This is a genomic window from Bifidobacterium dentium JCM 1195 = DSM 20436 (assembly GCF_001042595.1).
Classification (GTDB): domain Bacteria; phylum Actinomycetota; class Actinomycetes; order Actinomycetales; family Bifidobacteriaceae; genus Bifidobacterium; species Bifidobacterium dentium.
In genome coordinates this window covers 1,268,229-1,293,671 of sequence record NZ_AP012326.1, presented here as the reverse complement: position 1 = coordinate 1,293,671, position 25,443 = coordinate 1,268,229, and the positions used below count along the sequence as shown (strand labels likewise).

The window sequence follows — 25,443 nt, the reverse complement described above, 5'->3', positions numbered from 1 at the left end:
ACAGTGCAAATGCACGGAAATGTTCATTGTGAACGCTAACAGAACACAACTTACCAAAACACGCCAAAATATCACTGCTACGTCATCGCGCATCGCTACTATGGGATACGCAATGTGAGGGCGTCAAGCGCTCGGCACAAGCCGGATACGCGGCCCGACCAATTGGAAGGAAAGTAATCCTATGACCGAATTCAAGGAGACCGAGCTGGACGAGCGCGCCATCAAGATGGCCAAGGTCCTGTCGGCCGACGCGGTTGAGCGTGCGGGACACGGCCACCCGGGTTCCCCCGTCTCCCTGGCGCCCATCGCCTACACCCTGTACCAGCACTTCATCAAGCACGATCCGAATGATCCCAAGTGGGAAGGTCGCGACCGCTTCATCCTTTCCGGCGGCCATGCCTCCCTCACCCAATACGTTCAGCTGTACTTCTCCGGCTACGGCCTGACCCTGGACGACCTGAAGAACTTCCGCGGCGGCGCCGATACCCGCACCCCGGGTCACCCGGAATACGGCCTGACCCCCGGCATCGAAATGACCACCGGTCCGCTGGGCCAGGGCTTCGCCTCCGCCATCGGCTTTGCCTACGGTCAGCGCTTCGAGCGCGGTCTGCTTGATCCGCAGGCTCCGGAAGGTGAATCCCCGTTCGATCACAACATCTGGGTCATCTGCGGTGAAGGCGATATCGAAGAGGGCATCTCCGGCGAAGCCGCATCCCTCGCCGCCAACCAGCAGCTGGGCAACCTGACCGTGATCTTCGATGCCAACCGCATCCAGATCGAAGGCGACACCAACCTGGTGCTGGCCGAAGACGTGCTCAAGCGCTTCCAGGCCTACGGCTGGTACACCGATGAGTTCAGCTTCATCCAGCCCGACGGTTCCTACAAGGAGGACGTCGACGGTCTGGCCGAGACCATCGCCAAGGCCCAGGCCGCCGCCCCGAACCAGCCGAAGCTCATCAAGGTCGACACTCTGATCGCATGGCCGACCCCGGGCAAGACCAACGATCCGTCCTCCCACGGCTCCAAGCTGGGCGCCGAGGCCGTCGCCGGTCTCAAGAAGCTGCTCGGCTATGATCCGGAAGAATCCTTCCACGTCGACGAAGAAGCCCTGGCTCACGCTCGCAAGGTCGCCGAGCGCGGTCTCGAGGCCCATAAGGAATGGGACGAAAAGTACGACGCATGGCGCAAGGCCAACCCGGACAAGGCCGCCCTGTACGACCGCATCAAGGCCGGCGAGCTTCCGGAAGGCTTCGATAAGGCCATCGACGACCTCGAGGCTACCTTCGAAGTTGGCAAGGGTGTCGCGACCCGTGGAGCTTCCGGCTCCGCGCTGAACGCCATCGCCGCCGTCATGCCGGAACTCTGGGGCGGCTCCGCCGACCTCGGTGGCTCCAACAAGACCGACCTCAAGGGTGCCGCCACCTTCGCTCCGGAGGAGTGCGCCACCAAGCAGTGGCCGAACTGCAACAAGTACGGTCGTCAGCTGCACTTCGGCGTGCGCGAGTTCACCATGGGCACCATCACCAACGGTATCCTGCTGGGCTCCCACACCCGTCCGTTCGGCGGCACCTTCTTCATGTTCTCCGACTATGAGCGCCCGGCCGTGCGTCTGGCCGCCCTTATGGAGATCCCGAACCTGTACGTGTGGTCCCACGACTCCGTCGCCGTCGGCGAGGATGGCCCGACCCACCAGCCGATCGAGCATCTGGCATCCTTCCGTGCCATCCCGCAGCTCGAGGTCGTTCGTCCGGCCGATGCCTATGAGACCGCCGAAGCCTACCGTGCATTCTTCGAGAAGAAGAACACCCTCCCGGCCGCCATGGTCCTGACCCGCCAGGGTGTCCCGGTCCTCGCCGAGACCGCAGCAAAGGCCAAGGAAGGTGTGAAGAAGGGCGCTTACGTGCTCATCGACACCGAAGGCACTCCGGATGTCATCATCATGGCCACCGGTTCCGAGGTTCAGTGGGCCGTTGCCGCCGCCAAGACTCTGGCCGGTGAAGGCGTCAAGGCCCGCGTCGTGTCCGTGCCGTCCCTCGAGTGGTTCGAAGAACAGGACGCCGAGTACAAGGAAGCCGTGCTGCCGGCCTCCGTCAAGGCCCGTGTCTCCGTCGAAGCCGGCGTTGCCATGCCGTGGTACAAGTACCTTGGCTCCTTCGGCAAGCCCGTTTCCATCGAACAGTTCGGCCTGCAGGGCGATGGCGCTCAGAACATGATCGATCTGGGCATCACCGCCGAGCATGTGGTGGAAGCCGCCAAGGCCTCCATCGCCGAAGTCGAAGCCGCCAAGTGACGCATCGGGGAGGGATACGAAGCCCGTATCCCTCCCCTTTCACCGAACAACACAAGATTTGATCCAAATAGGTATCAAGGAGAAACAACAATGACTGAAGCAACTCAGCGCACCTCTGACTCCGGTGTCTCGATCTGGCTGGACGACCTGTCCCGCACCCGTATCGAGTCCGGCAACCTGCAGGAGCTCATCAAGGACAAGAACGTCGTTGGCGTCACCACCAACCCGTCCATCTTCCAGAAGGCTCTGAGCCAGGTCGGCCCGTACGACGCCCAGCTTAAGGAACTCGGCAAGGTTGACGTTGAGACCGCTATCCGCGAGCTCACCACCACCGACGTGCGCAACGCCACCGACATCTTCCGTGAGGTCGCCGAAGCCACCGATTTCGTTGACGGCCGCGTCTCCATCGAGGTGGATCCGCGTCTGGCTCACGAGACCGAAGCCACCGAGAAGCAGGCTGTCGAGCTCTGGGAGAAGGTCAACCGTCCGAACGCCATGATTAAGATTCCGGCAACCCTCGAAGGCCTGCCGGCAATCACCGCCACCCTGGCCAAGGGCATCTCCGTCAACGTCACCCTGATCTTCTCGCTCGAGCGCTACGAGCAGGTCATCGACGCCTTCATCGAGGGCATCGCCCAGGCTGACGCCAACGGCCACGATCTGAACCACATCGGTTCCGTCGCCTCCTTCTTCGTTTCCCGTGTGGATACCGCCGTCGACAAGCAGCTCGAGGAGATCGGCTCCGACGAGGCCAAGGCTCTCGAAGGCAAGGCCGCCATCGCCAACGCTCGTCTCGCTTACGAACTGTTCGAGAACAAGTTCGCCAACGATCCGCGTTGGGCCGCCCTCGAGGCCAAGGGCGCCAAGAAGCAGCGTCCGCTGTGGGCTTCCACCGGTACCAAGAACCCGGCTTACTCCGATTGCGTCTACGTTGACGAGCTCGTCGCTCCGTTCATCGTGAACACCATGCCGGAGAAGACCCTGAACGCTCTCGCCGACCACGGCAACGGCGCTCCGACCATCAAGGGCACCTACGAAGAGTCCCACGCCATCATGGCCAAGCTCGCCGAGCTGGGTATCGACTTCAAGGCCGTCACCGACAAGCTGGAAGCCGATGGCGTTGCCGCCTTCATCAAGTCCTGGGATTCCGTCCTCACCGACGTCCAGGCCGGCATCGACCGCGTCAACGGCTGAACTCATTCGCTGACGCTCCGTTCATCCGGTAGATAGCAATTGGCCCCCATCCATTGTGGTGGGGGCCAATTGCTATTCGGACCGTTGCAATATCAGTCCTGATAGTATGTACCGAAGAAATCGGCAAGCTCACCGATGGTTTCCCTCAACATGCCCATGCGAGGCAGATAGACTACGCGGAAGTGGTCCGGCTGTTGCCAATTGAACGCACCACCATGGCTGATCAGGATATGCTTGTCATGCAACAGATCAAGGGCGAACTGCTCATCCGAATGAATGTTGAACTTCTTCACATCGATCTTTGGGAAGATATAGAACGCGGCCTTGGGCTTGACTGCCGTAATGCCCGGAATCTCATTGAGCATATTGTAGACGAGATCGCGTTGATCATGGACCCGTCCTCCGGGAACCAGATAGTCCTTGACGCTTTGATGTCCGCCCAGGGCGGTCTGCACGATTGACTGTGCCGGTACGTTTGAGCACATACGCATGTTGGCCAGCATGTTCAGACCTTCGATATAGTCCTTGGCGATGCGCTTGTTGCCGCTGAGAATCATCCAGCCAACACGCCAACCTGCGATCATATGAGACTTCGACAGGCCGGAAAACGTCACGCAGAACAAATCCGGCGCGAGCGATGCGATGGAGATATGCTCCAGACCATCCATGACCAAACGATCGTAGATCTCATCGGAGAAGAGCATCAACTGATGTTCACGCGCTATTTCAACGATCTGTTCGAGAATTTCCTTCGGATACAGTGCGCCGGTCGGATTATTGGGATTGATGATGACGATGGCCTTCGTTCGATCGGTGATCTTGGAACGTATGTCCTCAATATCCGGGTACCATTCGGATTCCTCATCACAGGTATAATGAACCGCTGTGCCGCCGGCCAGATTTACGCAGGCCGTCCACAACGGATAGTCTGGAGAAGGGACCAGCACTTCATCGCCATTGTCAAGCAGGGCCGACAATGACAGATTGATCAGCTCGCTGACGCCATTGCCGGTATAGATGTCATCGATGGACACGTTTGGAATGCTTTTCAGCTGAGCATACTGCATGATGGCCTTGCGCGCCGAGAACAGACCCTTCGACGGCGAATAGCCTTCCGTGTCCGGCAGCTGCTGCGACATATCGTAGACGACCTCATCCGGCGTGCGGAATCCGAACGGAGCGGGATTGCCGATGTTCAGTTTCAGAATATGCGTTCCAGCGGCTTCCATGCGTGCGGCCTCGTCAGCAACCGGACCACGAACATCGTAGAGCACATTGTCAAGCTTGTGGGATTTAGTAAAGGTACGCATGGTTCTTCCTTCTGCTGATTGCGTTGGCGCTGGCACGGCATCATCATGATGGGTACCGGTAGGAACCGGCTCAGACAAAGCGGTGACATCTTGATCCATCGGCACGTCTTCTCCCATCAACCATTGCTCGTTCACTTGCAGGAACGCCGCAAGAAAGTGGGCGATGTCAGCACGGGGCACGGTTTTTCCGCTCACATACTGGCTCATGTGGCTTTTTCCGAGCTTGATATTGAACTTTTCAGCTGCGTGTACGAAATCAATTTGCTTCACCCTGCGAAGCGCCATGGCGCTGCTCAGCCGGACGGAAAATGATGTATTCGTCATGCCGATCCTTCCAGTTCAATTTCAATCAAGCACTGGTTCAAAGTCTAGCACCACGTCAGAAGAAAAACCTTCAAAGTTCAATCTGCGATGTGTCTCCTTGATAACCAGATCAGCTGAAAGTTCAATCTATAGCTCGTCCGACGGTGCAATCCGTCAGGGTTCACAGAAGATGACGCTCGATCCACTGCGCCACACCGTCATCGTTATTTGACGGGCAAATCTCATCGGCGATTCTCAGCACATCGGGATTGGCGTTAGCCACGGCCACTCCCCTGCCCGACTGCTGCAACATGGAAATGTCGACCAAATCGTCACCGAATGAAGCCGTCTGTGACAACGGCGTGGAGAAATGATCGGCCAGAATGTTCAAGGCATGTTCCTTATTGGCGTCCGGGCTCATGAGCATCCACAGCGATCCCTCCGAAATATGCACGTCAAAATCCGCGGGAATGAGTTCACGCACACGATTCCATTGTTCCGGATTCGGAAACAGTATCAGCTTGTCGGCGATGCCTTCAGGCACATCATTGAAGTCGGTATACCTCCAGGTCTGCGTCTTCCAATATTTGGTGACATCGAAATTCGTGTACCGAACATCATCCATGACGATGCCGACTTCCATGCCGGGCAGCTCCTCAAGCAGATACCTGCACACTTCGCAAGCGCGCCGCGAAGAGAAGCCGATTTTCATCAGATGGCCGTCTTTCGGAGGTATGCCGGAAGTAAGCATCTCATAATCCGAAGCGGCGGGGTTGAAGTCGATCAGGGCGCCGTTCAGATAGGCGACGGCATCGACCGGCAGCTTATCCACGAATTGCAATCCGGTACTGACGGGCCGTGCCGTTTCGACCACGAACGTCATGCCGGCGTCATGCAGCCGGTTGATGCTGTCGATGGAACGTTGCGTCAGAAAACGTTCCTCGAAGGTCTCGCCATCATGCAGCAATGTACCGTCAAGATCGGCCACGACCATGGTAGTCGCATGAGCGCGTCCGGTTTTCGAAGAGGCCATGTCAGTCAGTCCTTTATCCATCGTGGGGAGGCAGAACGAATTTCGGCCCATGACCGTATGCCGATCATGGGCCGAAACCATGCAAACGTTTCAGATGAGGTTGAACTTCGTCATCAAACCGAGGGCGATGATGATGGCCACCCACAGCAACGCGATGATGACGGTCCAACGATTCAGGTTCTTTTCGGCCACACCGGAGGAACCTGCATTCTGGGTAAGGCCTCCGCCGAACATATCGGACAGGCCGCCACCCTTACCCTTGTGCATGAGAATCAGCAGGGTGAGCAACAAGCTGAAAATAACAAGAACAATCTGTAGCACAAGCTTGACGATGGCCATAGCGGACACGAGTGAACCTCCAGTTCGTAAACACTGTTGCCAACAATACCGCATGGTGTTGAGAAAATCGAATACTGACCACACCTATTGGATCATGAAGGCGAATACACCTCTCTAGGCGGTCGCTTCGAGAGTCAAACGGCAGATTTTGGTAAGCTCATCCACCTTCAATGCGGCGCCGCCGATGAGGAATCCGTCGACATCCGGTTCTCCGATGAGCTCGACCGCATTCTTGGAAGACACCGATCCGCCGTAGAGAATGCGCACCGTATCGCCAACCGCGGCACTGAACGTCGCCGTAAGATCATCCCGGATGGCCTTCGCCGCATCCTGCGCGGATTGCGGCGTGGCAACCATGCCGGTACCGATGGCCCAGACCGGCTCATAGGCCACAATCAGTCGGGAGGCTTCCTCATCGGAAAGATCACGCGTAACGTCATGTACCTGCCCGACGGCGAAATCGAGTTCAATGCCCTTACGCCGCTCCTCATAGCTTTCGCCCACGCACAGGATGGGCTGCATGCCGGCCGCCAGCACCGCACGCACCTGATCGACGATATTCGCATCATCCTCCGGATGGTATTTGCGGCGTTCGGAATGGCCGACGATGACATACGAACATCCAAGATGCGCAATCATATCCGCGGAGACGTCGCCGGTGAATGCCCCCTGCGACGTAACGGACACCGCCTGCGCCCCATAACGAATCTTCAGGTTGTCGGATTCCACCAGCACCTGCACGCTCCGCAATGAAGTGAAGGATGGCATCAAGGCGATTTCACAGCGTTTATGGTCGAAATGCACGTCGCGCAGTTTCCAGGCCAACTGCTGTACGAAATAGGTGGCTTCGAGATGATCGAAGTTCATTTTCCAATTGCCCGCGACCAGCGGAATGCGCCGTGATGTCATATGACTATCCTATTCCCTGCCTGTACTGTGGAAGCGATTGTTCAAGATATGCGCAACGATGAACAAAACAAGAGGTGCCCTCCCACCGGAAGTGAACTGCGCCCCGATTGTTGGACGTTGTTAAATAGGATACAGGTCTAGGCTGCGAGGGACACGCTTCGGAATTCCTCCGGGGTGTGTCCCTCGAGTCGTATCTGGCGTCGTCTGGTGTTCCAGTGGATGACGTACGCGTCAAGTTCTCGTTTGAATTGCTCGTACGAGTCGAATTCGCGCCCCCGGTAGAACTCGTCCTTGAGGTGTCCGAAGACCTGTTCGGTGGCGGCGTTGTCCAGGCAGTTGCCCTTGCGGCTCATGGACTGGCGGATGCCCAGCCGTTCGAGCTCCCCGCGCCACCACGGGTGCTGGTACTGCCATCCCATGTCCGAGTGCAGGATCGGGTTCGCGCCCCCGGGCAGCCTGGCTTCGAGCATGGCGAGCAGACGCCGCTGCTGCCCCATGCCGGGGTGCCGGCTCACGTCCCAGGCGACGATTTCCTTGCTGGCCATGTCGTACACGGGCGCGAGGTAGGCCTTGCCGCCCGCGACCTTGAATTCGGTGACGTCGGTGCCGAGTTTTTCGAACGGCTTGCCGGCGGTGAAGTCGCGTTTGAGCAGGTTCGGCACCCCTCCGCCAGCGTCGCCCCTGTACGAGCTGTAGCCTCTCCATGGATTCCTGGCGCGGATCGGGCATCTGAGTCCCATGCGGCGCATGACCCTCAGGACGCTCTTGGCCGACACCTTCTGTCCGAACTCGTGGACCAGGCACATATGGATCTGCCGGTGGCCGCACCCGTTGGCCGTCCTTTCCCAGATCTCTGCGACCATGGGATCGAGGTCGGGGCGCGTCTCATGCGCCGGATGCGACAGATGGTGGAAATACGTGGATCTCGCCAACCCGCTGATCTTCAGCAGGTGGTCGAGCCGGTGCCCCTGCCCTGCGAGCAGTCGGACGACGGCGCTTCGCTCGCGCTTCGTGACTTCTGCGCCCGCAGGGCCCGGAGTTTTTCCAGGTACGCGACCTTCGCCTTCAGGTAGGCGACCTCCTCGGTCAGCTCCTGCTCCCGCGTGGGTTTCGGCCTTGGCTTGGATTTCGCGCCTTTAGGCCTGCCCTTGGGCTTCGGCCTCAACGCCTCCGCGCCACCGGCACGGTATTCGCGGCACCAACGCTGCAGCGGGGCGATGCTCGCTATCCCGTACCTGGCCATGACCTCGGCCACGCTCAAGCCGTTCTCGACGTGGTCCCGCGCCGCCGCGACCTTCGTCTCCCAGTCATAACGCCTGTTGCCGGTGGTTCCCATGACCGCCTCCCCGCCGTTGGATCTGTACAGCATGATCCATTTTTCCGCAGTCTGCACGGGCATCGCAAACCGACGGGCGAGGGAGCGTTTGCCCACGCCGGCCTCAATGAGCCTCAGCGCCTCGCGCCGGAACCCGTCGTCATAGTGCTTCCTCCGATCCTCACGCATACGAAAGAACCACACCTCCAATCATCGAATCCGAATTTCTTCAGTCCAATAATCGGGGTGCGGTTCAAAGATGAGAGAGCACCCTTCATGATTCGTGGAATCAGTCGAGCACCTTCAGACCCGGCAGTTCCTTGCCCTCGAGGAACTCGAGGGAGGCGCCGCCGCCGGTGGAGATGTGGGAGAAGCCATCCTCCGGGAAGCCGAGATTGCGCACTGCGGAGGCGGAATCACCGCCACCGACGATGGTGAACGCACCGGCCGCAGTGGCGTCGACCAGACCCTGGGCAACGGCCTCGGTACCGGCTGCGAAGGCCGGAACCTCGAACACACCCATCGGACCGTTCCACACGACGGTCTTGGAGTCGACGATCTTGTCGTGGAAGAGCTTCTGGGAATCCGGGCCGATATCCAGACCCATCTTGTCGGCCGGGATGGCGTCGGCGGCCACGACTTCCGGAGCGATGTCCTCATCGGACTTCGGGAAGACCGGGTTCACGACGATGTCGGTCGGCAGCACGAGTTCGACGCCGTTCTTCTCCGCACGCTCGATGTAGCCCTTGACGGTTTCGACCTGGTCCTCTTCCAGCAGGGAGGTGCCCACCTCGAGGCCCTTTGCCTTGAGGAAGGTGTAGACCATGCCGCCGCCGATGACCAGACGATCGGCCTTGTCAAGCAAGTTCTCGATCACGCCGAGCTTGTCGGAGACCTTGGAACCACCGAGTACGACGGTCAGAGGACGCTCTGGATCGACGGTGGCACGGGACAGGGCCTTGACCTCCTTCTCGACCAGCAGACCTGCGGCGGCCGGCAAATCGGCGGCAACGTCATAATTGGAGCCCTGAGCGCGATGCACAACGCCGAAGCCATCGGATACGAAGGCCTCGCCAAGGGCGGCGATCTTCTTGGCGTATGCGGCACGCTCCTCCGGATCCTTGCTGGTCTCCTCAGGATTGAAACGCACGTTCTGCAGCAGTACGACATCGCCGTCGTTCATTGCGGCGACCTTGGCCTGGGCGTCCTCACCATAGGTATCGGAGGCCAGCGGGACCTCAACGCCGAGCAGCTCGCCAAGACGAGTGGCGACCGGTGCGAGGGACAGCTCCGGCACAATCTTGCCCTTCGGACGACCGAGATGAGCCATCAGAATGACCTTTGCGCCTTCTTCGCGTAGGGCCTTGATGGTCGGCAGAGCGGCCTTGATACGACCGTCATCGGTGATCGTGGTGCCGTCCAGCGGAACGTTGAAATCAGCGCGGACCAGAACGCGCTTGCCCTTGAGATCTCCAAGATCCTTAAGTGTCTTCATGTATTTCCTTTCCTAGCCGCAATAAGCATGGAATGGCCATATTGCCACTTCTGAATCATACAAGCCCAAACGAACAAAAACACCATGCCGTTCGAAAACGTGCATGGTGTTTTGTATGGCGTTTCGTCGTTCAGGCGTCCTGTCGTCGTGCCTTCTCGGTCTTTTCGGCGAGCTGAAGCAGTCGACGGATGCGGCCTGCGATGGCATCCTTGGTGATCGGCGGCTCGGCAAGACGTCCCAACTGTTCCAAAGAGGCATCGGCATGGTCGAGTCGCAACTGTCCCGCGGACTTGAGATTGTCGGGAATGTCATCCCCCAGAATCTCAAAGGCCTGACGCACCTTGTCGCATGCCTCGGCAGCGGCCTTGGCGCTACGGCGCATATTGGCGTCATCGAAATTCGCCAGACGATTCGCCTTGCCCCGCGCTTCACCGTCGGAACGTTTACCGGTCCATTCACGAGCGGAATGGGGGGCGCCCATCAGAATGAGCATGCGTTCGATCGCATCGGGATCACGCAGGGTCACACGCTCCGAGCTGCGCAGACGGCGGGACTTCGCCGTGATGCCCAGACGCCTCGCCGTGGATACCAAGGCCAAGGCGGCCTCATGGTTCGGACATACGATCTCAAGGTAGCTCGCCTTGCCGGGGTCGGACAGGCGACCGTTCGCCAGAAAGGCACCACGCCAAGCGGCCTTGATCTGGGTGATCTTGCCGTTGATGATTTCGCTGGGCAGTCCGAGCACCATGTTTTTGGTATAGCGGCTATACAGACCGGTCTGCAGCACAAGAGCCGCGCTCCCTTTGGGGACTCGAATCACGTAGCGCTGAACGATGCCCGTCGGAGTCTGCCTGGAGACCGGGGTCAACGTGGTTTCATGGCCATACAGATTCTTGATGGTGTCCTGCAGCCACAAAGCCGCATCCTTGGAGTCAAGCTGAGCCTGCACCAGAACATGATGATCCACCGTGTGCAAACCATTGCCGAATCGAATCATCGAAGTGGCCTGCGCCTTTTTGGCGATGGGCAATTCGTTGTCGATTGCGGCCAGCTCGCTTTTGACATCATCCAGAAGAGCCAAGAGCCAACCTCCTACTTTCCTGTTCTTCCCAAAATTTCAGGCGAGTCGCGGGGTAAATCCGCACTGCCACGGCTTACTGTGATACCGAATATCTTGGACAATCACAGTGTATTTTCGTTATGTTCGGACGTTACATTCTCATCATACGGTCATTTTTCCGCAGAGCGCTTATCGAGTTCACGTGCGGAGACGGTGACGGAAAGACCTCTCGTACGCAAACGCTTGGCAAGGGCCTCGCTCATGGCCACGGAACGATGCTGCCCACCGGTGCATCCGATGGCGATGGTGACATAATGTTTGTCCTCCTGCGCATACCCCTCGATCGCGACCGCGATGGCCCGTTCATAGGCATCGAGGAATTCCTGGGCCCCATCGCTGGAAAGCACATAATCACTGACCGGCTGGTCCTTGCCTGTCATGGAACGCAGCTGCGGCACCCAGAACGGATTCGGCAGGAAGCGAACGTCGGCCACGAAATCGGCGTCGATTGGAATGCCGTATTTGAATCCGAAGCTGAAGATGTGCACGGAAACGGTGGTCGGTCCGGATCCGAGCATGGCCTCGTACAGCTTCGTCGACAATTGATGGATGCTCAGTTTGGAGGTGTCGATGACGATGTCGGCACGTTCCTTGAGATTCTCCAGCAGATCGCGCTCCTCGAGAATGCCGTCGATCAGGCGGTTGCCCTGTTGCAACGGATGCGGCCTGCGCACCGATTCGTAACGCTTGATTAACACTTCGTTGCTGGCATCGAGGAACAGGATGCGCGTCTTGACGCCCAAATCGTCCAGATGGCTCAGCACCGCCGACAGATCGTCGAAGTAGTCACGGGAACGCACGTCGATCACGGCCGCCAATTTGTGGATGCCCGACCCGGCGGTGGTCATCATGTCGACCAGTGGCACCAACAGTTTCGGAGGCATGTTGTCGACCACGTACCAGCCCATATCCTCCACGCTGTCGGCCGCATGGGACCGCCCCGCCCCGCTCATGCCGGTGATGAGCAGCACCTCGAAGCCCTCCGCCGGCGCGGCTGCGCTGAAATGTGTGCCTGTGTGCTGCCTGTCGATCTCATTGTCCTGTGCCATCACAATGCCTCCTCCAGCGCCATGCGCATCGCATGTTCCAATCGTTCGTCCTGCTTGATATCGACGGCAGCGTTCGTAGGGGGATCCCCATCCCACATGCCGGTCATCAGCAGCACCTGAATCATGGCCTGATACAGTAGCATTTCCTCACCGCCGATGGCATACCCGCCCTGCCATCTCCACGCCTGCATGAGCTTGGTCGGACGTGGATCGTAGACGACATCCAGCAATGTGCCATTCACCTCAAGACCGCTGGCCGCCAAGGCCGTGGCGATACCGTCGGCGGCCAGCCCCGGAATCGTATTGATCACCACCCGTGCTTCGTTCAACGCATCCATGGCATCATCCATGGTGACGATGTCGATGGGATGCTCGCCCGAAAGGAATTTTCTCGCCAGAGGTTCCAATTCCGCATTCTTGTCGGGATGCCGCGCAACCACTGTGATATGACTGATTCCCGCCATGGCCGTGCACGCGGCCAATGCGGAGGTGGCGGTGTTGCCGTTGCCTATGATCACGGCGTTCCCTGCATGATTCGCGGGCGCATTCTGGTTCCGCATCCGATAGGCATGCTCGAATGCCATCTGGATGCCCGGCACATCCGTGTTATACAACTTGATGTATGGAAGATCCGCATCTCCGACTTGATGAGAACGGGTCCAGTCGAAGATGGCGGTATTGGCGACGTTCAGTTCCTTCGCCCATATATTGGATGGTTCGCCGTACGGCTGAATCGTTCTTTTCAGCGGCATGGTCAGACTGAGTCCCGCCCAACCGGAATCAAGCGACTTCAGAAAATCCTCGAGGTCGCATTCCCCCACTTCGTGTTTGTCGTAGAACCAGTCCTCAAGTCCCAGCGCATGATAGGCCGCATTGTGCAACACCGGGGAAAGGGAATGCGCGATGGGCTTCCCCAGAACGGCGCAACGATGATTCGCATTCGGCATGTTCCCCTCCTTGACGTTCACCCTCATGCTAACAACTCCGCCGCCGTTTTGCGTTGCATGGTCCTATTTCGTTCCATCCTTCGGAATGTTCTCGGATCGCTCCCGGTCCTGGTCCTGCGCATGCAGGGCATGGTATATCGATTCCGCCTTGGCGCGTCCGATGCCTTTGACCTGTTCAAAGTCCTCGACGCTCGCCTCACGCATGGCACGAACCGAGCCGAAATGATTGAGCAATCGTTTCTGATAGGATTCGCCGATACCGGGAATATCATCGAGGACCGATCGCAATGCTCCCTTCCTCCGGGTTCGGCGGTGATAGGTGATGGCGAAACGATGTGATTCGTCACGTACACGTTGCAGCAGGTACATGCCTTCCGATTGACGTTTGAGGATGATCGGATAGTCATCGTCAGGCACCCACACCTCTTCAAGACGCTTGGCCAGACCGCAGACGGCCACATCATCGACGCCGCAATCCTCCAGGGCGCGGGCGGCCGCCATGACCTGGGGCCTGCCACCGTCGACCACCACGAGATTCGGCTTATACGCGAAGTGGCGACGGTCCGTGTTCTGCCGGACGGGAACGTTGCCCGGGTCGGTATTTTCGCAGGTCCGGGATGTTCGTGCCTCCCGTTGTTCGTTGTCCATGCTTTCGCCGGTATCGCCCGCGATATTGCCGTGTCGGAACCGGCGGGTCAGCGTTTCATACAGCGCGTTCAAATCGTCCAATGCACCTTGCCCGTCCGCGCCGCGGATGGCGAACCTGCGGTATTCGGACTTCTTTGCGATGGCATCTTCGAACACCACCATCGAAGCGACCTGGAAGGCGCCTCCGACGGTGTTGGAGATGTCATAGCATTCAATGCGCAGCGGCGCCTGTTCGAGGCCCAGGGCCTTGGCTACATCGTTCATGGCGGTGGTACGCGCGCCCATATCGCTGATGCGGCTCATCTTGCTGCGCTGCATCGCCTGTCTGGCGTTGTCGCTGGCACGGTCCATAAGCTGCTTCTTGTCGCCTCGGCTGGCCACACGAATGGTCACTGCCGATCCGCGCAGGCCACTCAACCATCGTTCGAGGTCTTCACGCCGTGCCGGTTCGATCGGTACGACGACCTCTCGTGGCACCGGCGCAATCGGAGCGAGCAGGTCGGCCCGGCCGGTCTGCTCCTGCCGTTCGTTACGCTCACGGGTGGCCTGCGCCCGGGCAATGGCGTCGGTGGCGGTTATGGACTGCGTGGATCCGATGGCATTGCGCCGTTCGGAGATGACGGTACCCTGCGTCACCGTCTCATGCTCAATATTCAGGCCGGCCTCTCCCGTCGCTTCCGAATACACCTGCATGATCAGGTCGGCGATTAGCTCCTCGTCGCCAATATCCTCCACCCGTTCCACACTCCAGTTGCGCTCGCCTCGGATCGAGCCGGCGCGTACGAAGAATGCGTGCACGGAAGCTTCGAGTTCGTCGGAGTCGATGCCGAAGATGTCAGCGTCGACGTCGGAGTCGAACACCACGGCGTTCTGTTCGATGACCGTCTGCAACATCTGGATCTGATCACGCAACCGGGCCGCTTGTTCGAATTCGAGTTCGGCGCTGGCCGCCTTCATCTCTCGCGTAAGCTGCGCGATGTACGATTTGCCGATTCGACCGGTGAGCACACCGACAAGCTGTTCGCTCATTGCACGATGTTCATCCACGCCGATGCGTCCGACGCATGGCGCCGAACATTTGCCGATGGAGGCCAGCAGACATGGCCGGTTCGTGACTTCGGCCTTGTGGTAGACGCTCTGCGAACAGGTGCGTACGGGGAACGTCTTCAACAATCGGTCGAGACTGTGCCGCAGGTCCCATACTTTCGCATAGGGGCCGAAATATCTGGTGTCACGACGCTTGCGGCTGCGGGTGATCCATACGCGGGGAACCCGTTCCCCTGATGAAATCGCCAGATATGGATACGTCTTGTCATCACGGAACACCACGTTGAACCGCGGATCGAACTCCTTGATCCACGTGTATTCCAGCGTCAACGACTCCAGTTCGGTGCCGACCACGGTCCACTCGAGGCTACGTGCGGTGAGCACCATGGTCTGCGTGCGCGGATGCAATTGGTAGAGCGGTTGGAAGTAGTTGGCCAGACGGTTGCGCAGGTTCTTCGCCTTGCCGACATAGATGACGCGACCTTCTCCGTCACGCCATTTATAGACGCCCGGCCGTGCCGGAATATCCGATGGTTTCGGCCTGAACAGGTCACGCGTGTCTCCCAACAGGGGAGCTCCGTTCCTGTTCACTCCCCTGCCATCACCTTCCATGGCATATGAAGCGTCATCCCGCAGACTCGCAGCCGTTTTCCTCCAAACCTCCGGACTATGTCGTTCGATCATCATGCCCGCAGCATGCCTTTGAGGAACTTGCCGGTCCAGGACCGCTCGCATTGGATGACCTGCTCCGGCGTTCCCTCGGTGACGATGGTGCCGCCGCCGTCACCGCCCTCGGGTCCCAGATCGATGATCCAATCCGCTGATTTCACCACATCGAGATTGTGTTCGATCACAATGACGGTGTTGCCTTTGTCCACCAATCCTTGGAGCACGAGCAACAGTTTGCGCACATCCTCGAAATGCAGGCCGGTGGTCGGCTCATCGAGAATGTACACGGTTTTGCCGGTGGAACGGCGTTGCAGCTCAGTGGCGAGCTTCACGCGCTGGGATTCGCCGCCGGACAGCGTCGGGGCCGGCTGTCCAAGGCGAATATATCCGAGGCCGACCTGCACCAAGGTATCGAGATAACGCGAGATGGAAGGATACGCCTTGAAGAATCGAGCGGCCTCCTCGATGGGCATATCGAGTACGTCGGCGACGGATTTGCCATTGTACTTCACCTCGAGGGTCTCACGGTTGTAGCGCTTGCCATGACATTCCTCGCAGTCAACGTAGACATCCGGCAGGAAGTTCATCTCGATTTTCAGCGTACCGTCTCCATGGCAGGCTTCGCATCGACCGCCCTTGACATTGAACGAGAATCGTCCCGGACCGTATCCGCGCACCTGCGCTTCGGGCGTTTTGGCGAACAGGGTGCGAATCTTGTCCCATACGCCGGTATAGGTGGCCGGATTGGAGCGCGGGGTGCGTCCAATCGGATTCTGGTCGACATGGATCACCTTGTCGCACTGATCGACGCCTTCCACACGGGTGTATTTGCCAGGCACGATACGTGCGCCGTTGAGCTTGTCCGCGAGGACCGGATAGAGAATCTGGTTGACCAGCGTGGATTTTCCCGATCCGGAAACGCCCGTCACACAGGTGAACACTCCCAACGGAAAGTTCACCGTCAGATCCTTGAGATTGTTTTCACGGGCACCCACCACGCGCAGCTGCTTGGTCTTGCGCACCTTGCGACGTGATTCGGGCACCGTGATCTCACGACGTCCGGCAAGGTAGTCGCCAGTGATGGACCTCGGCGCGTCGGTGAGTTTTCTGGCGGGGCCGGAATATACGACTTCCCCGCCATGTTCTCCTGCGCCGGGACCGATATCGATCACCCAGTCGGCGTTCGTGATGGTGTCTTCGTCATGCTCGACGACGATCAGCGTGTTGCCGAGGTCGCGGAGATGATGCAACGTGGTGATCAGACGCTCGTTGTCACGTTGATGCAGCCCGATGGAAGGCTCATCGAGCACGTACATCACGCCGACCAGACCCGAGCCGATCTGCGTGGCCAGACGAATGCGCTGCGCCTCGCCGCCGGACAATGTCTTGGCGGCTCGTGACAACGTCAGGTAGTTCAGACCGACATCGTTGAGAAAGCCCAATCGTGCACGGATTTCCTTGACCACCTCTCCCGCGATCTGCGCGGCGGAGCCTTCGAGCTGCAGATTGTTGATCCAGTCAAGACTGTGTTCGACCGCCATGTCGCACACGTCCGCGATGGATTCGTCGCCGACGGTGACGGCCAGCACTTCCGGACGTAACCGACGACCATGGCATGCCTGGCATGGCACTTCACGCATATACGATTCGTAGTACTGTTTCATCTGGTCGGAGTCGGTTTCATCATGGCGGCGCATGAGCGTGCGGACCACGCCCTCGAAACCGGTCGAATACTCGCGCATGCGGCCCCAACGGTTACGGTATGAGACCTGCACCTTGAAATCACGGCCATACATGATGGCATGACGGACCTCCTCCGGAAGCTTCTTCCACGGAGTGTCCAGATTGAAGCCCATCTCATCGCCAAGGCCTTCAAGCACATGACGATAATATTCGCCGGTGCCCTTGGTCAATCCCCATGGTTCGATGGCGCCCTCGTTGAGCGTCTTATCGGGGTCGGGAATCACCAGTTCCGGATCGATTTCCAGCTTGTATCCGATGCCGGTGCACACCGGGCATGCGCCATATGGGGCGTTGAAGGAGAAGGTACGCGGTTCGATCTCGTCGAGTTCCAGTTGATGGCCGTTCGGGCATGCCCGTTTTTCGGAAAATGGCTTGCGTCGGTCCGGATCCTTCTCATCCAAATCGACGAAATCGGCGACGATCACGCCCTTGGCGAGTTTCAACGCGGTCTCCACCGAATCGGTCAGGCGCTGTCGGATACCGTCTTTGACCACCAGACGGTCCACCACCACCTCGATAGTGTGCTTCTTCTGCTTGGCGAGCTTGATATCATCCGACAGCTGCCTCATCTCACCGTCGATGAGAGCACGGGCATAGCCGTCCCCGCGAAGCAGCTCCAGCAGATCCTCGAACTCACCTTTGCGCCCACGTACCACCGGCGCAAGTATCTGGAATCGCGTACGTTCCGGATACGTCAACAATGCGTCGACCATCTGCTGCGGGGTCTGCGCGCTGACCAGCGAACCGCATTCCGGACAATGCGGAATACCGGTACGGGCGAACAGCAGTCGCAGGTAATCATAGACTTCGGTGATGGTTCCGACGGTGGAACGCGGATTACGGTTCGTGGTCTTCTGATCAATGGAGACCGCCGGACTCAGTCCCTCAATGAAGTCGACGTCGGGCTTGTCCATCTGGCCGAGGAACTGACGTGCATACGCCGACAATGACTCGACATAGCGACGCTGGCCCTCGGCGAACAGCGTATCGAACGCCAGCGAGGACTTGCCCGATCCGGACAAACCGGTGAATACGACCATACGGTTTCGAGGAAACTCCAGATCGACGTTCCTGAGATTATGCTCGCGAGCGCCTTGGATGACGATTTTGAGATCGTTGGGCAGGTGTTTCAAGTCAGCTACCAGCGAACCGTTTTCGGCTTTCATCGGCGCTTTTTTGATTTCTCGTGCCAGGAACGCGTCACTGGTCATGACGCGTTCCACTACGACTTCGCCGTTTGTTGCGTTCGTCCGCCTCGCAGCCACAACGATCCTCCGCTCACTGTTTTTCCGGGTTTCAGTCCTTAAGGATACCGCATTTTCGGAGTGTTTTAGAACACCTGTTCGAGAATCGTGGCCGTTGTGGGCCCTATATCGTTCGGGGCCGCCGGCATGTCGTCGATTGCATCGTGGAGCTCGGCTTCCTGACGGGCGATGTCTTCGGAGGTAAGCTCCTGCAGGAACGAACGGCCTACCGACGGATCCTTGTAGGCCACGTACGCTTTGGTGGATACGCCGAGGATTTCGGCGGTCTTGCTTTCCGGTGCGGATACGATGACTTGGAAGCCGAGACGAGGCAGCACGTTGAGCGCACGTTGCGTGTAGCGGCCGTCGGCCTTGATGAGGGCCTCGTCGAGGAACAGCGTCGTATAGGTGGGGCTGCCGGTCACGTCGCCGCCGAGTAGGTAGATGAGCGCCGCGCCGTAGATGAACGATGTCAGTTCCTGCAGGGCGCCGCCGGATTTGCCGCCGGTGGAGCTGATGCGCTCGTCAGGACCGTCGTCATGATGCACGATGGCGTAGAACGTGCTTCGTGCACGCGGGTCGAGGTTGCGTGCGCCGTAGCTTCTGATGCCGTTCACGTCGCGTACCTGTTCCAGTTCCCGACGAACACGTTCGATGAACGTGGCGCAGGAGGTGAATGCCTTGCGTGTGGCATCAGGATCGTCCTTGTCGTTCCTGAACCATTCGTCGAGCTTGTTCAGCGTGGCCTTCAAGGATGAGACGAATGCACGTTCGATGGGGCGGAATTCCACGTCGATGGACAGCCTGCCGCCGCGCGGGCCGAATTTCTGCCCGGCGAGCATGCCGTTGATGCGTTCGAGCTGGTCCTTGACGTTTTCCTGGTCGGTGTTGAGCGCACGGTTGAGTTGCAGGAAATTCTTGGTGAGCTTGTCGAGGCTGTTGGCGTATTCTTCGTCGGTCGCCTCTCGCGTGACGAGCATCTGCAGACTGTGCAGCTCCTCAAGATAGAACCTGTAATCCTCAACGCCGCCTGTCGCGGAATCATCGTCGGGAGCGTATCTCTCCAAGTAGGAGGCCATACTCTGTTCCACGACGGTACGCAACTCCCCTGCACGTTTGCCCAATGCCGCGTTCTGTTCGCGCATGGCGCGTTCCATGGCGTGCCCGACGCGTGTCTCGAACGAATGCCCGCCGATCTCATCGTTCCCGCCGGCGATCAGCTTCGGTCTGTCCTCGGCATGGACCACACCACCGAAACATCCCTCATATACGTCGGCCAGCATGTTCGATACATCGCCGGATAGCGCATCATCGTCAAATTCGATGCCCTCATATGCTTCCAGCCACGCATGTTCGGCATCGACCGCCGCCTGGGTCGATTGCATTTCGCTTTTGGCGTGGTAGAAGCGGGCATTCGCTTCATCAAGCAGCCTGTCGATTTCCTCGCGTCGCTCGGCAAGCCGCGTCATTTCAGGATTGTCTTCAATCTGTTCGATTCGCCGTTTCAGATTCTCGACAAGCGTTTCCGCACCGACCACATCGATTTTATTCCACGTCATATTCGCGACCAGATCCGCAAGATTCTTTTCCGCGTGCATCAGGTCGATGCTCTTGCGCACCATGCCGCAGCGACGTTCGGTATCGGACAATCTATGATGCGCTTCGTCAAGCTGTTTCTTCAATTCCGTCAGATAGCCTTCATTGACGAAACCGATGATCGGATTCATGCCTTTGATGCCATGGAAACCATGCACGCCGGACTTGATCTGACCATCAGCCTGCACCTGACGGCGTTCGTGTGCGGCATCGTCGATAGTCTCCACGCACAATGCGTCCAAACGGGCCGAAGCGGTCTGTTCCTTCAGCCATCCGGCAAACGGCGAATCCTCACAATACTGCAATTTCGACGACATCCAACCGTCATTGCGGGTGCAATCATAGCTCTTGTCCACATCCACGAACTGCCAGGTGCGCCGGATCATCAGCGCCGGATCGATCGCGCTGATCTTCGCCGCGAATCCCCGCTCGTGGCGGCTGTCGACAAGAATGGTCTGCGCAATCGGCGCATACGTGACGTTCATGGCGGTGCGCCAACGTTCGTCGCTCTCGCACACATCCATCAGCTCCGCCGCATACGGCAATTCGTCCGGGCTCAGGCCCACCGCCTTCGCGATCAGCGCACGAGCCTCATCCATCGCCTGGGTGATGCGGGTCCTCTGCCTGCGTTTGCGATCATAGTCCCGGCGCAACTGCGCACATTCCTGACTGGCTGCGGTGCGCTCGCCGATCAGACGATCCCGCTTGGATTCCAGATTCCCCATGCGTTCGTCGAACGTTTCCATGGATCGGGCCAATGCGTCACGTTTCGCGTTCCAGGACGTCTCGTCGGATGGCAATGCACCTTCGACGCCCTCGAATTTCTCGACGATGCTTTGACGCTGCGAGCGCACATCCTGCATGTCGCGTCGGGCGCGTTCCAGGTCATCGCTCAGCCGTTGCAAGGTTCCGCCGTCAATGCCTTTGATGCGTTCGACGATGGCTTCGCGTTGCCTGTTCACATCGGAGATCCGCTCCTGTGCCTCGTGCAGGTCGCATTCCTGCTGCTTCACCTTGCGTTCGGCGGCGGGCAGTCCGGCTCGCACTTCGCTGGCCATGCGCGAACGCATCCATAGGGTCAGGGTTTCGAGGCCCTGCTGGCTTTCGGGGTTCACGGCTTCGTATTCACGCACTTGGGTCAGGTGTTTGGCGTATGCGTCGTATTGGGTTTGGATGTCTTGGAGTTTGGCGACGCGTCTGGCTTTGTCTTCCATGCTATGGAAGTTGGCGTTGAACCGATCGTAGTCGTCGACGGTGTCCTGTGCGAGTCTGAGCGCCTCGGGCACGTCGAGCACGCCTTGTTTGAAGATGTCGTCGAGTCGCGACGGGGCGTCAGCGGATTGTATTTTGTGCAGGAGTCGGCATGCTTCGGCGCTGAGGCCCATCTCTTGCCAGATGTATGCGTGGAATGCGCTGGCATTGGGGAATATGCTGCAATCCGGATACGCTTTCTTGAACATGCTGGGGGTGAATGGCGTATCACGGTACCGGTCCATGATTTGCGGATCTATTTTGCGATTCCATGCAATGTAGCGACGGCGCACCTCGTCTTTGCCGTCTCCGGCGGGCAGGTAGAGGAATTTGCCGCAGGAGAGCGTACTTCCGGTGGTACGGTTCACGTATGTGTCGACGATGGCGCCCCATATGGCCTGTGGCGTGCCATTGGCGTCACGTCCTCGCAGGAAGATCTGCGTTTCGCCGTTATCACCGTCACTGATGCCGATCATGCCGCGCAGGTACGTGTAATCGTTGCGCTCGGATCGACCCGCATTGGACGCCTTGTTATAGGGCGTGCCATTGGGGTATAGCAGGGAAATCTGCGCGTCGACGAGCGTGGATTTGCCTGATTCGCTGGCGCCGGCCAGGAGGGTGACTGGCGATTCGGCGTCGATGGACGGCCTGAATTCCTGGTAGCCGTCATAGGAACCCCAGTTGACGATCTGTCGGCTTTCCATCATCCATCGATCGGCGATGATTTTCATATCGTCTCCCGCCATCATCGCTCCTCTTCGTCGGTCGTTTCGTTTTCTTCGGATATGGGATCCAACATTCCCGCATCGGTATCGTGCGTCATGGACGGCGTGGTCATGTCCAGCCACTCGTCGGCCAGCTGCCGGTCAAGCACAATCGGTACCAGCGGCGTGATCGCAAGCATCTCGTCGTCATCGGTCGGCTCGAGATACCCGTAGGTCGTCATACGGGAGATGGCGGCGGCGATCTTCTTCGTCGTGCCTTCCTCATCATTGCCGCCCGCGAGATAGCCGGCGCCCGTGGCGAGCGCGGCACGGATTTCATCGCGGCTGACCTGCCAGTCGGCCACCGGGGTTTTCTGGTTCTCGTATTCGAGTACGTGGATGCGCAGGAATGCGAGCATGGCCGCATCCTCACGGCTGAGACTCGCACGGGTTTTCAACGAACGGATGTTCGATTCGATGCCGCTGACGGGTGCCGCGTACATGACGTGGTATTTCTCGTTGGATACGAGGCGAAGCATGTCGTTGTTCAGGGATCGTTCGACGGCTTCGACGTTGTCTTTGACCAGGTCGAACAGTTCTCCGGAAATGTAGCGTTCTCGTTTCAGCGCGATGGCGGCCATGCGGGCATCGGCGGTCATGTCGCCGGTGTCGCCGTCGAAGAGGGCGGGTTGTTCGACGGTTGGAAGAGACCGTTCGATGCCGACGGTTTCGCTGTGTTCGTCTGTCATTGCGTTCAGCCTTCCCTGATGATGTCATCAAGCGTCTGTGCGGTAGCGAGTATCGGTCTGGTTCGCCATGTTCTGGGGGTGCCGTCGAGCGATACGCAGTTCCAGGTGGCGCATGCCATGTCGTTTTCGGTGCGTAACGCGCTGAGGAAGCCGATGATTTCGCTTTCTCGGCGTTCGCTGGCCGGCAGTCGGTTAAAGCTTGCCGCAAAGTCCACGCGCGTGCCGTCATGTGACATGACGGGGTTGCGATGAATCAGATCGACCATGTGGCGCAGACGTGGTCCGCACACTTCGATCATGGCCTTGAGGTCGGGCAGGCCGACGGTTGGAGCGCTGTCATTCAGTGCCGCGGTGGCGTTCCGTACCATGGTCTTGGCCGGCTTGGTAGGCAATACCGCAATCTGTGACAGACCCGTATCAGTGTGATATGGCCGGTCCGTGGCGTTCGGACTCGCCTTGGCTTCGGCGTTGGTTTTGGCAAACAGCTGGTTCAATGTGGCCAGCATGGTACGGTAGCGGGTGTCGGTCTGCTGGCGGACGAGTCGGCTGATTGCCTCATCGGAGGCGCGGGTCTGCCTGCGCACATCCTCGATGCCCGAATAAATGCGTTCGAGTTCGGCACGAACCTGACCGAGCAGCGCGCCCGGCTCACCGTCCAGATACGGGTTTTTGGCGATGTCACGTACGGCATCGTCGATTTCCTGACGTCCTTCGTCGGTGACGATCACCTGGAAGGCGTCCTCGAAGCGTCTGCCGCTGTCGGATTCACGGAACGATTTACGGTATTCGTCATGATAGGCGGTAAGGATGTCTTCCACACTCATGGCACCCGACTGCATGCGCCGGCGCAGCGCGTCGCCGTTGTCACGTTCGGCGAGCGCCAGTTCACGCAGATCGATCGGCACGCCCCGAAGCGTGTTGTGGATGACGTTGATGATGTCGCCGACCTGCTCGGAAGTCAGTCTTTCGATGGTTTCGTTGCGTTCAAGCTCGTCGATCTCTTTTTGACGTTCCTCGATGTCCTTCCTGAGCAGTTTGATGCGTTCACGTGGGTCGGCGGTCAGTTGCATGCGTGCGTGTTCGATTTCCATGATGATGCTGTTGGCTTGCGCGCCGGATAACGCCTGCGTGGTGTCTTCCAGTCGATGCAACGCTTCAATCGCACGATGTGCGCGAGCCGTCAGACGGTACAGGTAACGGTGCGAGGCGACATCCAGTGAATTGGCGAGCCAGGCGTAGTCATCATCGCCTTCACGGGACAGTTCGAGTAGGATCGCATGCGCGGCCTGTCTTACCGTCTGGTCGTCTTTCACCGTATAATCGCCGGTTTCGGCCAGCCGCGACAGGCTGCGTGAGATACGCTCCTCCAATACATCGCGTGGCAGTTCGCCGGTGAGCGGATCGAACGAGGAACGCAGCAATGCGACGTACAACATCGAATTGCCGCGTAGCAGGAGTCGTAGCACGCCGGTCTCGTACACGGGCCGTAGCCGCTCCATTTCTCGTCTCACGTCAGCCAATGGCGATTCGCCTTCCATATTTCAGTGCCGGATAGTCCGAGTCTCCATTGTAGGCGAGAGTTTGCTCGGGCCGCGGAGTGTCGGAAGGCGGTCGGATACGGGCCTGCGCATGTCATGTGGGGCCGTCCCCGGGTAAGAGGCAAGGGGAAGGCATAGTGCGGTGGCCGCAGAAAGAATCGTGAAGAACGATCGGCATGGGATGCGTCCCGCATCATGGGATGAAGGTGTGGGACGTCTCATGCAAGGTTGGGGCCATTCACCCGATGTTCATACTCATGAGTTGTGCGGCATACTGCTCGACGAGTTCGCTGTCACGTTCCGTCCACACATGGCTTGCGGAATCATCCGGCACGAAATCAATGTTCTCATTCATTTCCACAACCTCCATGGCTTGCAATTCAGCATCGTTGTCGAATGCATAACCTTCATCAGTGTCCGATGCCGCATCGTCTTTTTCAAGAGGGTATTCACATCGTGGTCGGCCCATGGCAAAGGCCTTTCCTCCAAACGTATGAATTCATGTTCAAACACGCATGTCTGCCGCTACTATGGGCGTATCCGATCTCAAAGGAGCGAATATGAGCGTTGAACAGGCATCCGGACATGAGCCGGTCGAACTGGGATTCATCGAAAGTCTCGAAAACATGATCAGCGTGCAGGAGGGGTCCACCGTTTCCCGCACTGTGATGCAACGGGAAGGCGGCAACGTGGTGCTGTTCTCCTTTGACGCCGGAGAGGAACTCAGCGAGCATACCGCCGCCATGCCTGTTTTCGTGCAGACGCTGAAGGGCCGTCTCACAGTGACCGGTAATGGCAGGACCGTGGATCTGGTTCCCGGCGGCCTGGCCTACTTCCCTACCCGAATTCCGCATGCGGTATATGCGGAGGAACCGTCCATCATGATGCTGACCATGATCACGCCGGCACGCAACAATATCGGTGCCTGACGGGAGATATCCCGGAATACA

General features: G+C 58.8%; 18 protein-coding genes. 3 read left to right on the top strand and 15 right to left on the bottom strand.

Features of this window, described 5'->3' with window-relative positions:
* Positions 1-181 precede the first annotated feature (181 nt).
* On the top strand, positions 182-2,290 hold the full coding sequence (gene tkt / locus BBDE_RS05555; RefSeq protein ID WP_012902145.1) for a transketolase: 2,109 nt from the start codon (positions 182-184) through the stop codon (positions 2,288-2,290).
* Positions 2,291-2,380: 90 nt separating this feature from the next.
* Complete coding sequence (gene tal, locus BBDE_RS05550) at positions 2,381-3,484, top strand: transaldolase (RefSeq protein WP_003840161.1); 1,104 nt, start codon at positions 2,381-2,383, stop codon at positions 3,482-3,484.
* A gap of 92 nt (positions 3,485-3,576) precedes the next feature.
* On the opposite strand, the gene BBDE_RS05545 is transcribed toward tal, so the two are convergent.
* From BBDE_RS05545 to BBDE_RS05475, 15 genes are all read right to left on the bottom strand, one after another.
* Positions 3,577-5,118 carry an aminotransferase class I/II-fold pyridoxal phosphate-dependent enzyme gene (locus BBDE_RS05545; protein ID WP_012902144.1) on the bottom strand — a complete coding sequence of 514 codons (1,542 nt, stop codon included), beginning with the start codon at positions 5,116-5,118 and terminating at the stop codon, positions 3,577-3,579.
* 160 nt (positions 5,119-5,278) lie between these two features.
* Complete coding sequence (locus BBDE_RS05540) at positions 5,279-6,130, bottom strand: HAD family hydrolase (protein ID WP_012902143.1); 852 nt, start codon at positions 6,128-6,130, stop codon at positions 5,279-5,281.
* Between the two features lie 90 nt (positions 6,131-6,220).
* The gene (secG, locus tag BBDE_RS05535) at positions 6,221-6,469 is read right to left on the bottom strand and encodes a preprotein translocase subunit SecG (protein WP_003840168.1); all 249 of its coding nucleotides are present in this window, start codon (positions 6,467-6,469) and stop codon (positions 6,221-6,223) included.
* A gap of 114 nt (positions 6,470-6,583) precedes the next feature.
* A complete protein-coding gene (gene tpiA, locus BBDE_RS05530; RefSeq protein ID WP_003841753.1) occupies positions 6,584-7,378 on the bottom strand; it encodes a triose-phosphate isomerase in 795 nt (264 codons plus the stop codon).
* 137 nt (positions 7,379-7,515) lie between these two features.
* Positions 7,516-8,361: an IS3 family transposase gene (locus BBDE_RS05525; protein WP_080513433.1), complete on the bottom strand. Its 846-nt coding sequence runs from the start codon at positions 8,359-8,361 to the stop codon at positions 7,516-7,518.
* The gene (locus tag BBDE_RS05520; RefSeq protein WP_003837948.1) at positions 8,322-8,882 is read right to left on the bottom strand and encodes an IS3 family transposase; all 561 of its coding nucleotides are present in this window, start codon (positions 8,880-8,882) and stop codon (positions 8,322-8,324) included. Before BBDE_RS05520 ends, BBDE_RS05525 begins: the two co-directional genes overlap by 40 nt.
* A gap of 100 nt (positions 8,883-8,982) precedes the next feature.
* Complete coding sequence (locus tag BBDE_RS05515; protein ID WP_003840171.1) at positions 8,983-10,188, bottom strand: phosphoglycerate kinase; 1,206 nt, start codon at positions 10,186-10,188, stop codon at positions 8,983-8,985.
* Positions 10,189-10,318: 130 nt separating this feature from the next.
* Positions 10,319-11,269 carry a DNA-binding protein WhiA gene (gene whiA, locus BBDE_RS05510; protein WP_003840173.1) on the bottom strand — a complete coding sequence of 317 codons (951 nt, stop codon included), beginning with the start codon at positions 11,267-11,269 and terminating at the stop codon, positions 10,319-10,321.
* Positions 11,270-11,418: 149 nt separating this feature from the next.
* Positions 11,419-12,357, bottom strand: a complete 939-nt coding sequence (gene rapZ, locus BBDE_RS05505) for an RNase adapter RapZ (RefSeq protein ID WP_003840174.1) — start codon at positions 12,355-12,357, stop codon at positions 11,419-11,421.
* A complete protein-coding gene (locus BBDE_RS05500) occupies positions 12,357-13,304 on the bottom strand; it encodes a shikimate dehydrogenase family protein (RefSeq protein ID WP_012902141.1) in 948 nt (315 codons plus the stop codon). The genes rapZ and BBDE_RS05500 overlap by 1 nt, the downstream gene beginning before the upstream one ends.
* A gap of 63 nt (positions 13,305-13,367) precedes the next feature.
* Positions 13,368-15,686 carry an excinuclease ABC subunit UvrC gene (gene uvrC, locus BBDE_RS05495; RefSeq protein ID WP_003840178.1) on the bottom strand — a complete coding sequence of 773 codons (2,319 nt, stop codon included), beginning with the start codon at positions 15,684-15,686 and terminating at the stop codon, positions 13,368-13,370.
* Positions 15,683-18,622, bottom strand: coding sequence for an excinuclease ABC subunit UvrA (gene uvrA / locus BBDE_RS05490; protein WP_003840180.1), 2,940 nt, complete (start codon positions 18,620-18,622; stop codon positions 15,683-15,685). The genes uvrC and uvrA overlap by 4 nt, the downstream gene beginning before the upstream one ends.
* Positions 18,623-18,741: 119 nt before the next feature.
* Positions 18,742-22,251 carry an ATP-binding protein gene (locus tag BBDE_RS05485; RefSeq protein WP_003840182.1) on the bottom strand — a complete coding sequence of 1,170 codons (3,510 nt, stop codon included), beginning with the start codon at positions 22,249-22,251 and terminating at the stop codon, positions 18,742-18,744.
* Positions 22,248-22,955 (bottom strand): DUF4194 domain-containing protein, encoded by a 708-nt coding sequence (locus tag BBDE_RS05480; protein ID WP_003840184.1) that lies wholly within the window; start codon positions 22,953-22,955, stop codon positions 22,248-22,250. The genes BBDE_RS05485 and BBDE_RS05480 overlap by 4 nt, the downstream gene beginning before the upstream one ends.
* Before the next feature lie 5 nt (positions 22,956-22,960).
* The gene (locus tag BBDE_RS05475; protein WP_003840186.1) at positions 22,961-24,493 is read right to left on the bottom strand and encodes a DUF3375 domain-containing protein; all 1,533 of its coding nucleotides are present in this window, start codon (positions 24,491-24,493) and stop codon (positions 22,961-22,963) included.
* 560 nt (positions 24,494-25,053) lie between these two features.
* On the opposite strand from BBDE_RS05475, the gene BBDE_RS05465 reads away from it, so the two are divergent.
* Positions 25,054-25,422 (top strand): cupin domain-containing protein, encoded by a 369-nt coding sequence (locus tag BBDE_RS05465; RefSeq protein ID WP_033489781.1) that lies wholly within the window; start codon positions 25,054-25,056, stop codon positions 25,420-25,422.
* Positions 25,423-25,443: the final 21 nt, after the last annotated feature.

What these genes read in the sequence shown, in the direction of transcription:
- secG (WP_003840168.1), bottom strand. Translation starts at nt 6,469, where the DNA reads ATGGCCATCGTCAAGCTTGTGCTACAGATTGTTCTTGTTATTTTCAGC.
- tkt (WP_012902145.1), top strand. Translation starts at nt 182, where the DNA reads ATGACCGAATTCAAGGAGACCGAGCTGGACGAGCGCGCCATCAAGATG.
- BBDE_RS05520 (WP_003837948.1), bottom strand. Translation starts at nt 8,882, where the DNA reads ATGCGTGAGGATCGGAGGAAGCACTATGACGACGGGTTCCGGCGCGAG.
- BBDE_RS05475 (WP_003840186.1), bottom strand. Translation starts at nt 24,493, where the DNA reads ATGGAAGGCGAATCGCCATTGGCTGACGTGAGACGAGAAATGGAGCGG.
- BBDE_RS05500 (WP_012902141.1), bottom strand. Translation starts at nt 13,304, where the DNA reads ATGCCGAATGCGAATCATCGTTGCGCCGTTCTGGGGAAGCCCATCGCG.
- BBDE_RS05465 (WP_033489781.1), top strand. Translation starts at nt 25,054, where the DNA reads ATGAGCGTTGAACAGGCATCCGGACATGAGCCGGTCGAACTGGGATTC.
- tal (WP_003840161.1), top strand. Translation starts at nt 2,381, where the DNA reads ATGACTGAAGCAACTCAGCGCACCTCTGACTCCGGTGTCTCGATCTGG.
- rapZ (WP_003840174.1), bottom strand. Translation starts at nt 12,357, where the DNA reads ATGGCACAGGACAATGAGATCGACAGGCAGCACACAGGCACACATTTC.
- BBDE_RS05480 (WP_003840184.1), bottom strand. Translation starts at nt 22,955, where the DNA reads ATGACAGACGAACACAGCGAAACCGTCGGCATCGAACGGTCTCTTCCA.
- tpiA (WP_003841753.1), bottom strand. Translation starts at nt 7,378, where the DNA reads ATGACATCACGGCGCATTCCGCTGGTCGCGGGCAATTGGAAAATGAAC.
- BBDE_RS05545 (WP_012902144.1), bottom strand. Translation starts at nt 5,118, where the DNA reads ATGACGAATACATCATTTTCCGTCCGGCTGAGCAGCGCCATGGCGCTT.
- BBDE_RS05515 (WP_003840171.1), bottom strand. Translation starts at nt 10,188, where the DNA reads ATGAAGACACTTAAGGATCTTGGAGATCTCAAGGGCAAGCGCGTTCTG.
- BBDE_RS05485 (WP_003840182.1), bottom strand. Translation starts at nt 22,251, where the DNA reads ATGATGGCGGGAGACGATATGAAAATCATCGCCGATCGATGGATGATG.
- uvrC (WP_003840178.1), bottom strand. Translation starts at nt 15,686, where the DNA reads ATGATGATCGAACGACATAGTCCGGAGGTTTGGAGGAAAACGGCTGCG.
- uvrA (WP_003840180.1), bottom strand. Translation starts at nt 18,622, where the DNA reads ATGACCAGTGACGCGTTCCTGGCACGAGAAATCAAAAAAGCGCCGATG.
- BBDE_RS05540 (WP_012902143.1), bottom strand. Translation starts at nt 6,130, where the DNA reads ATGGCCTCTTCGAAAACCGGACGCGCTCATGCGACTACCATGGTCGTG.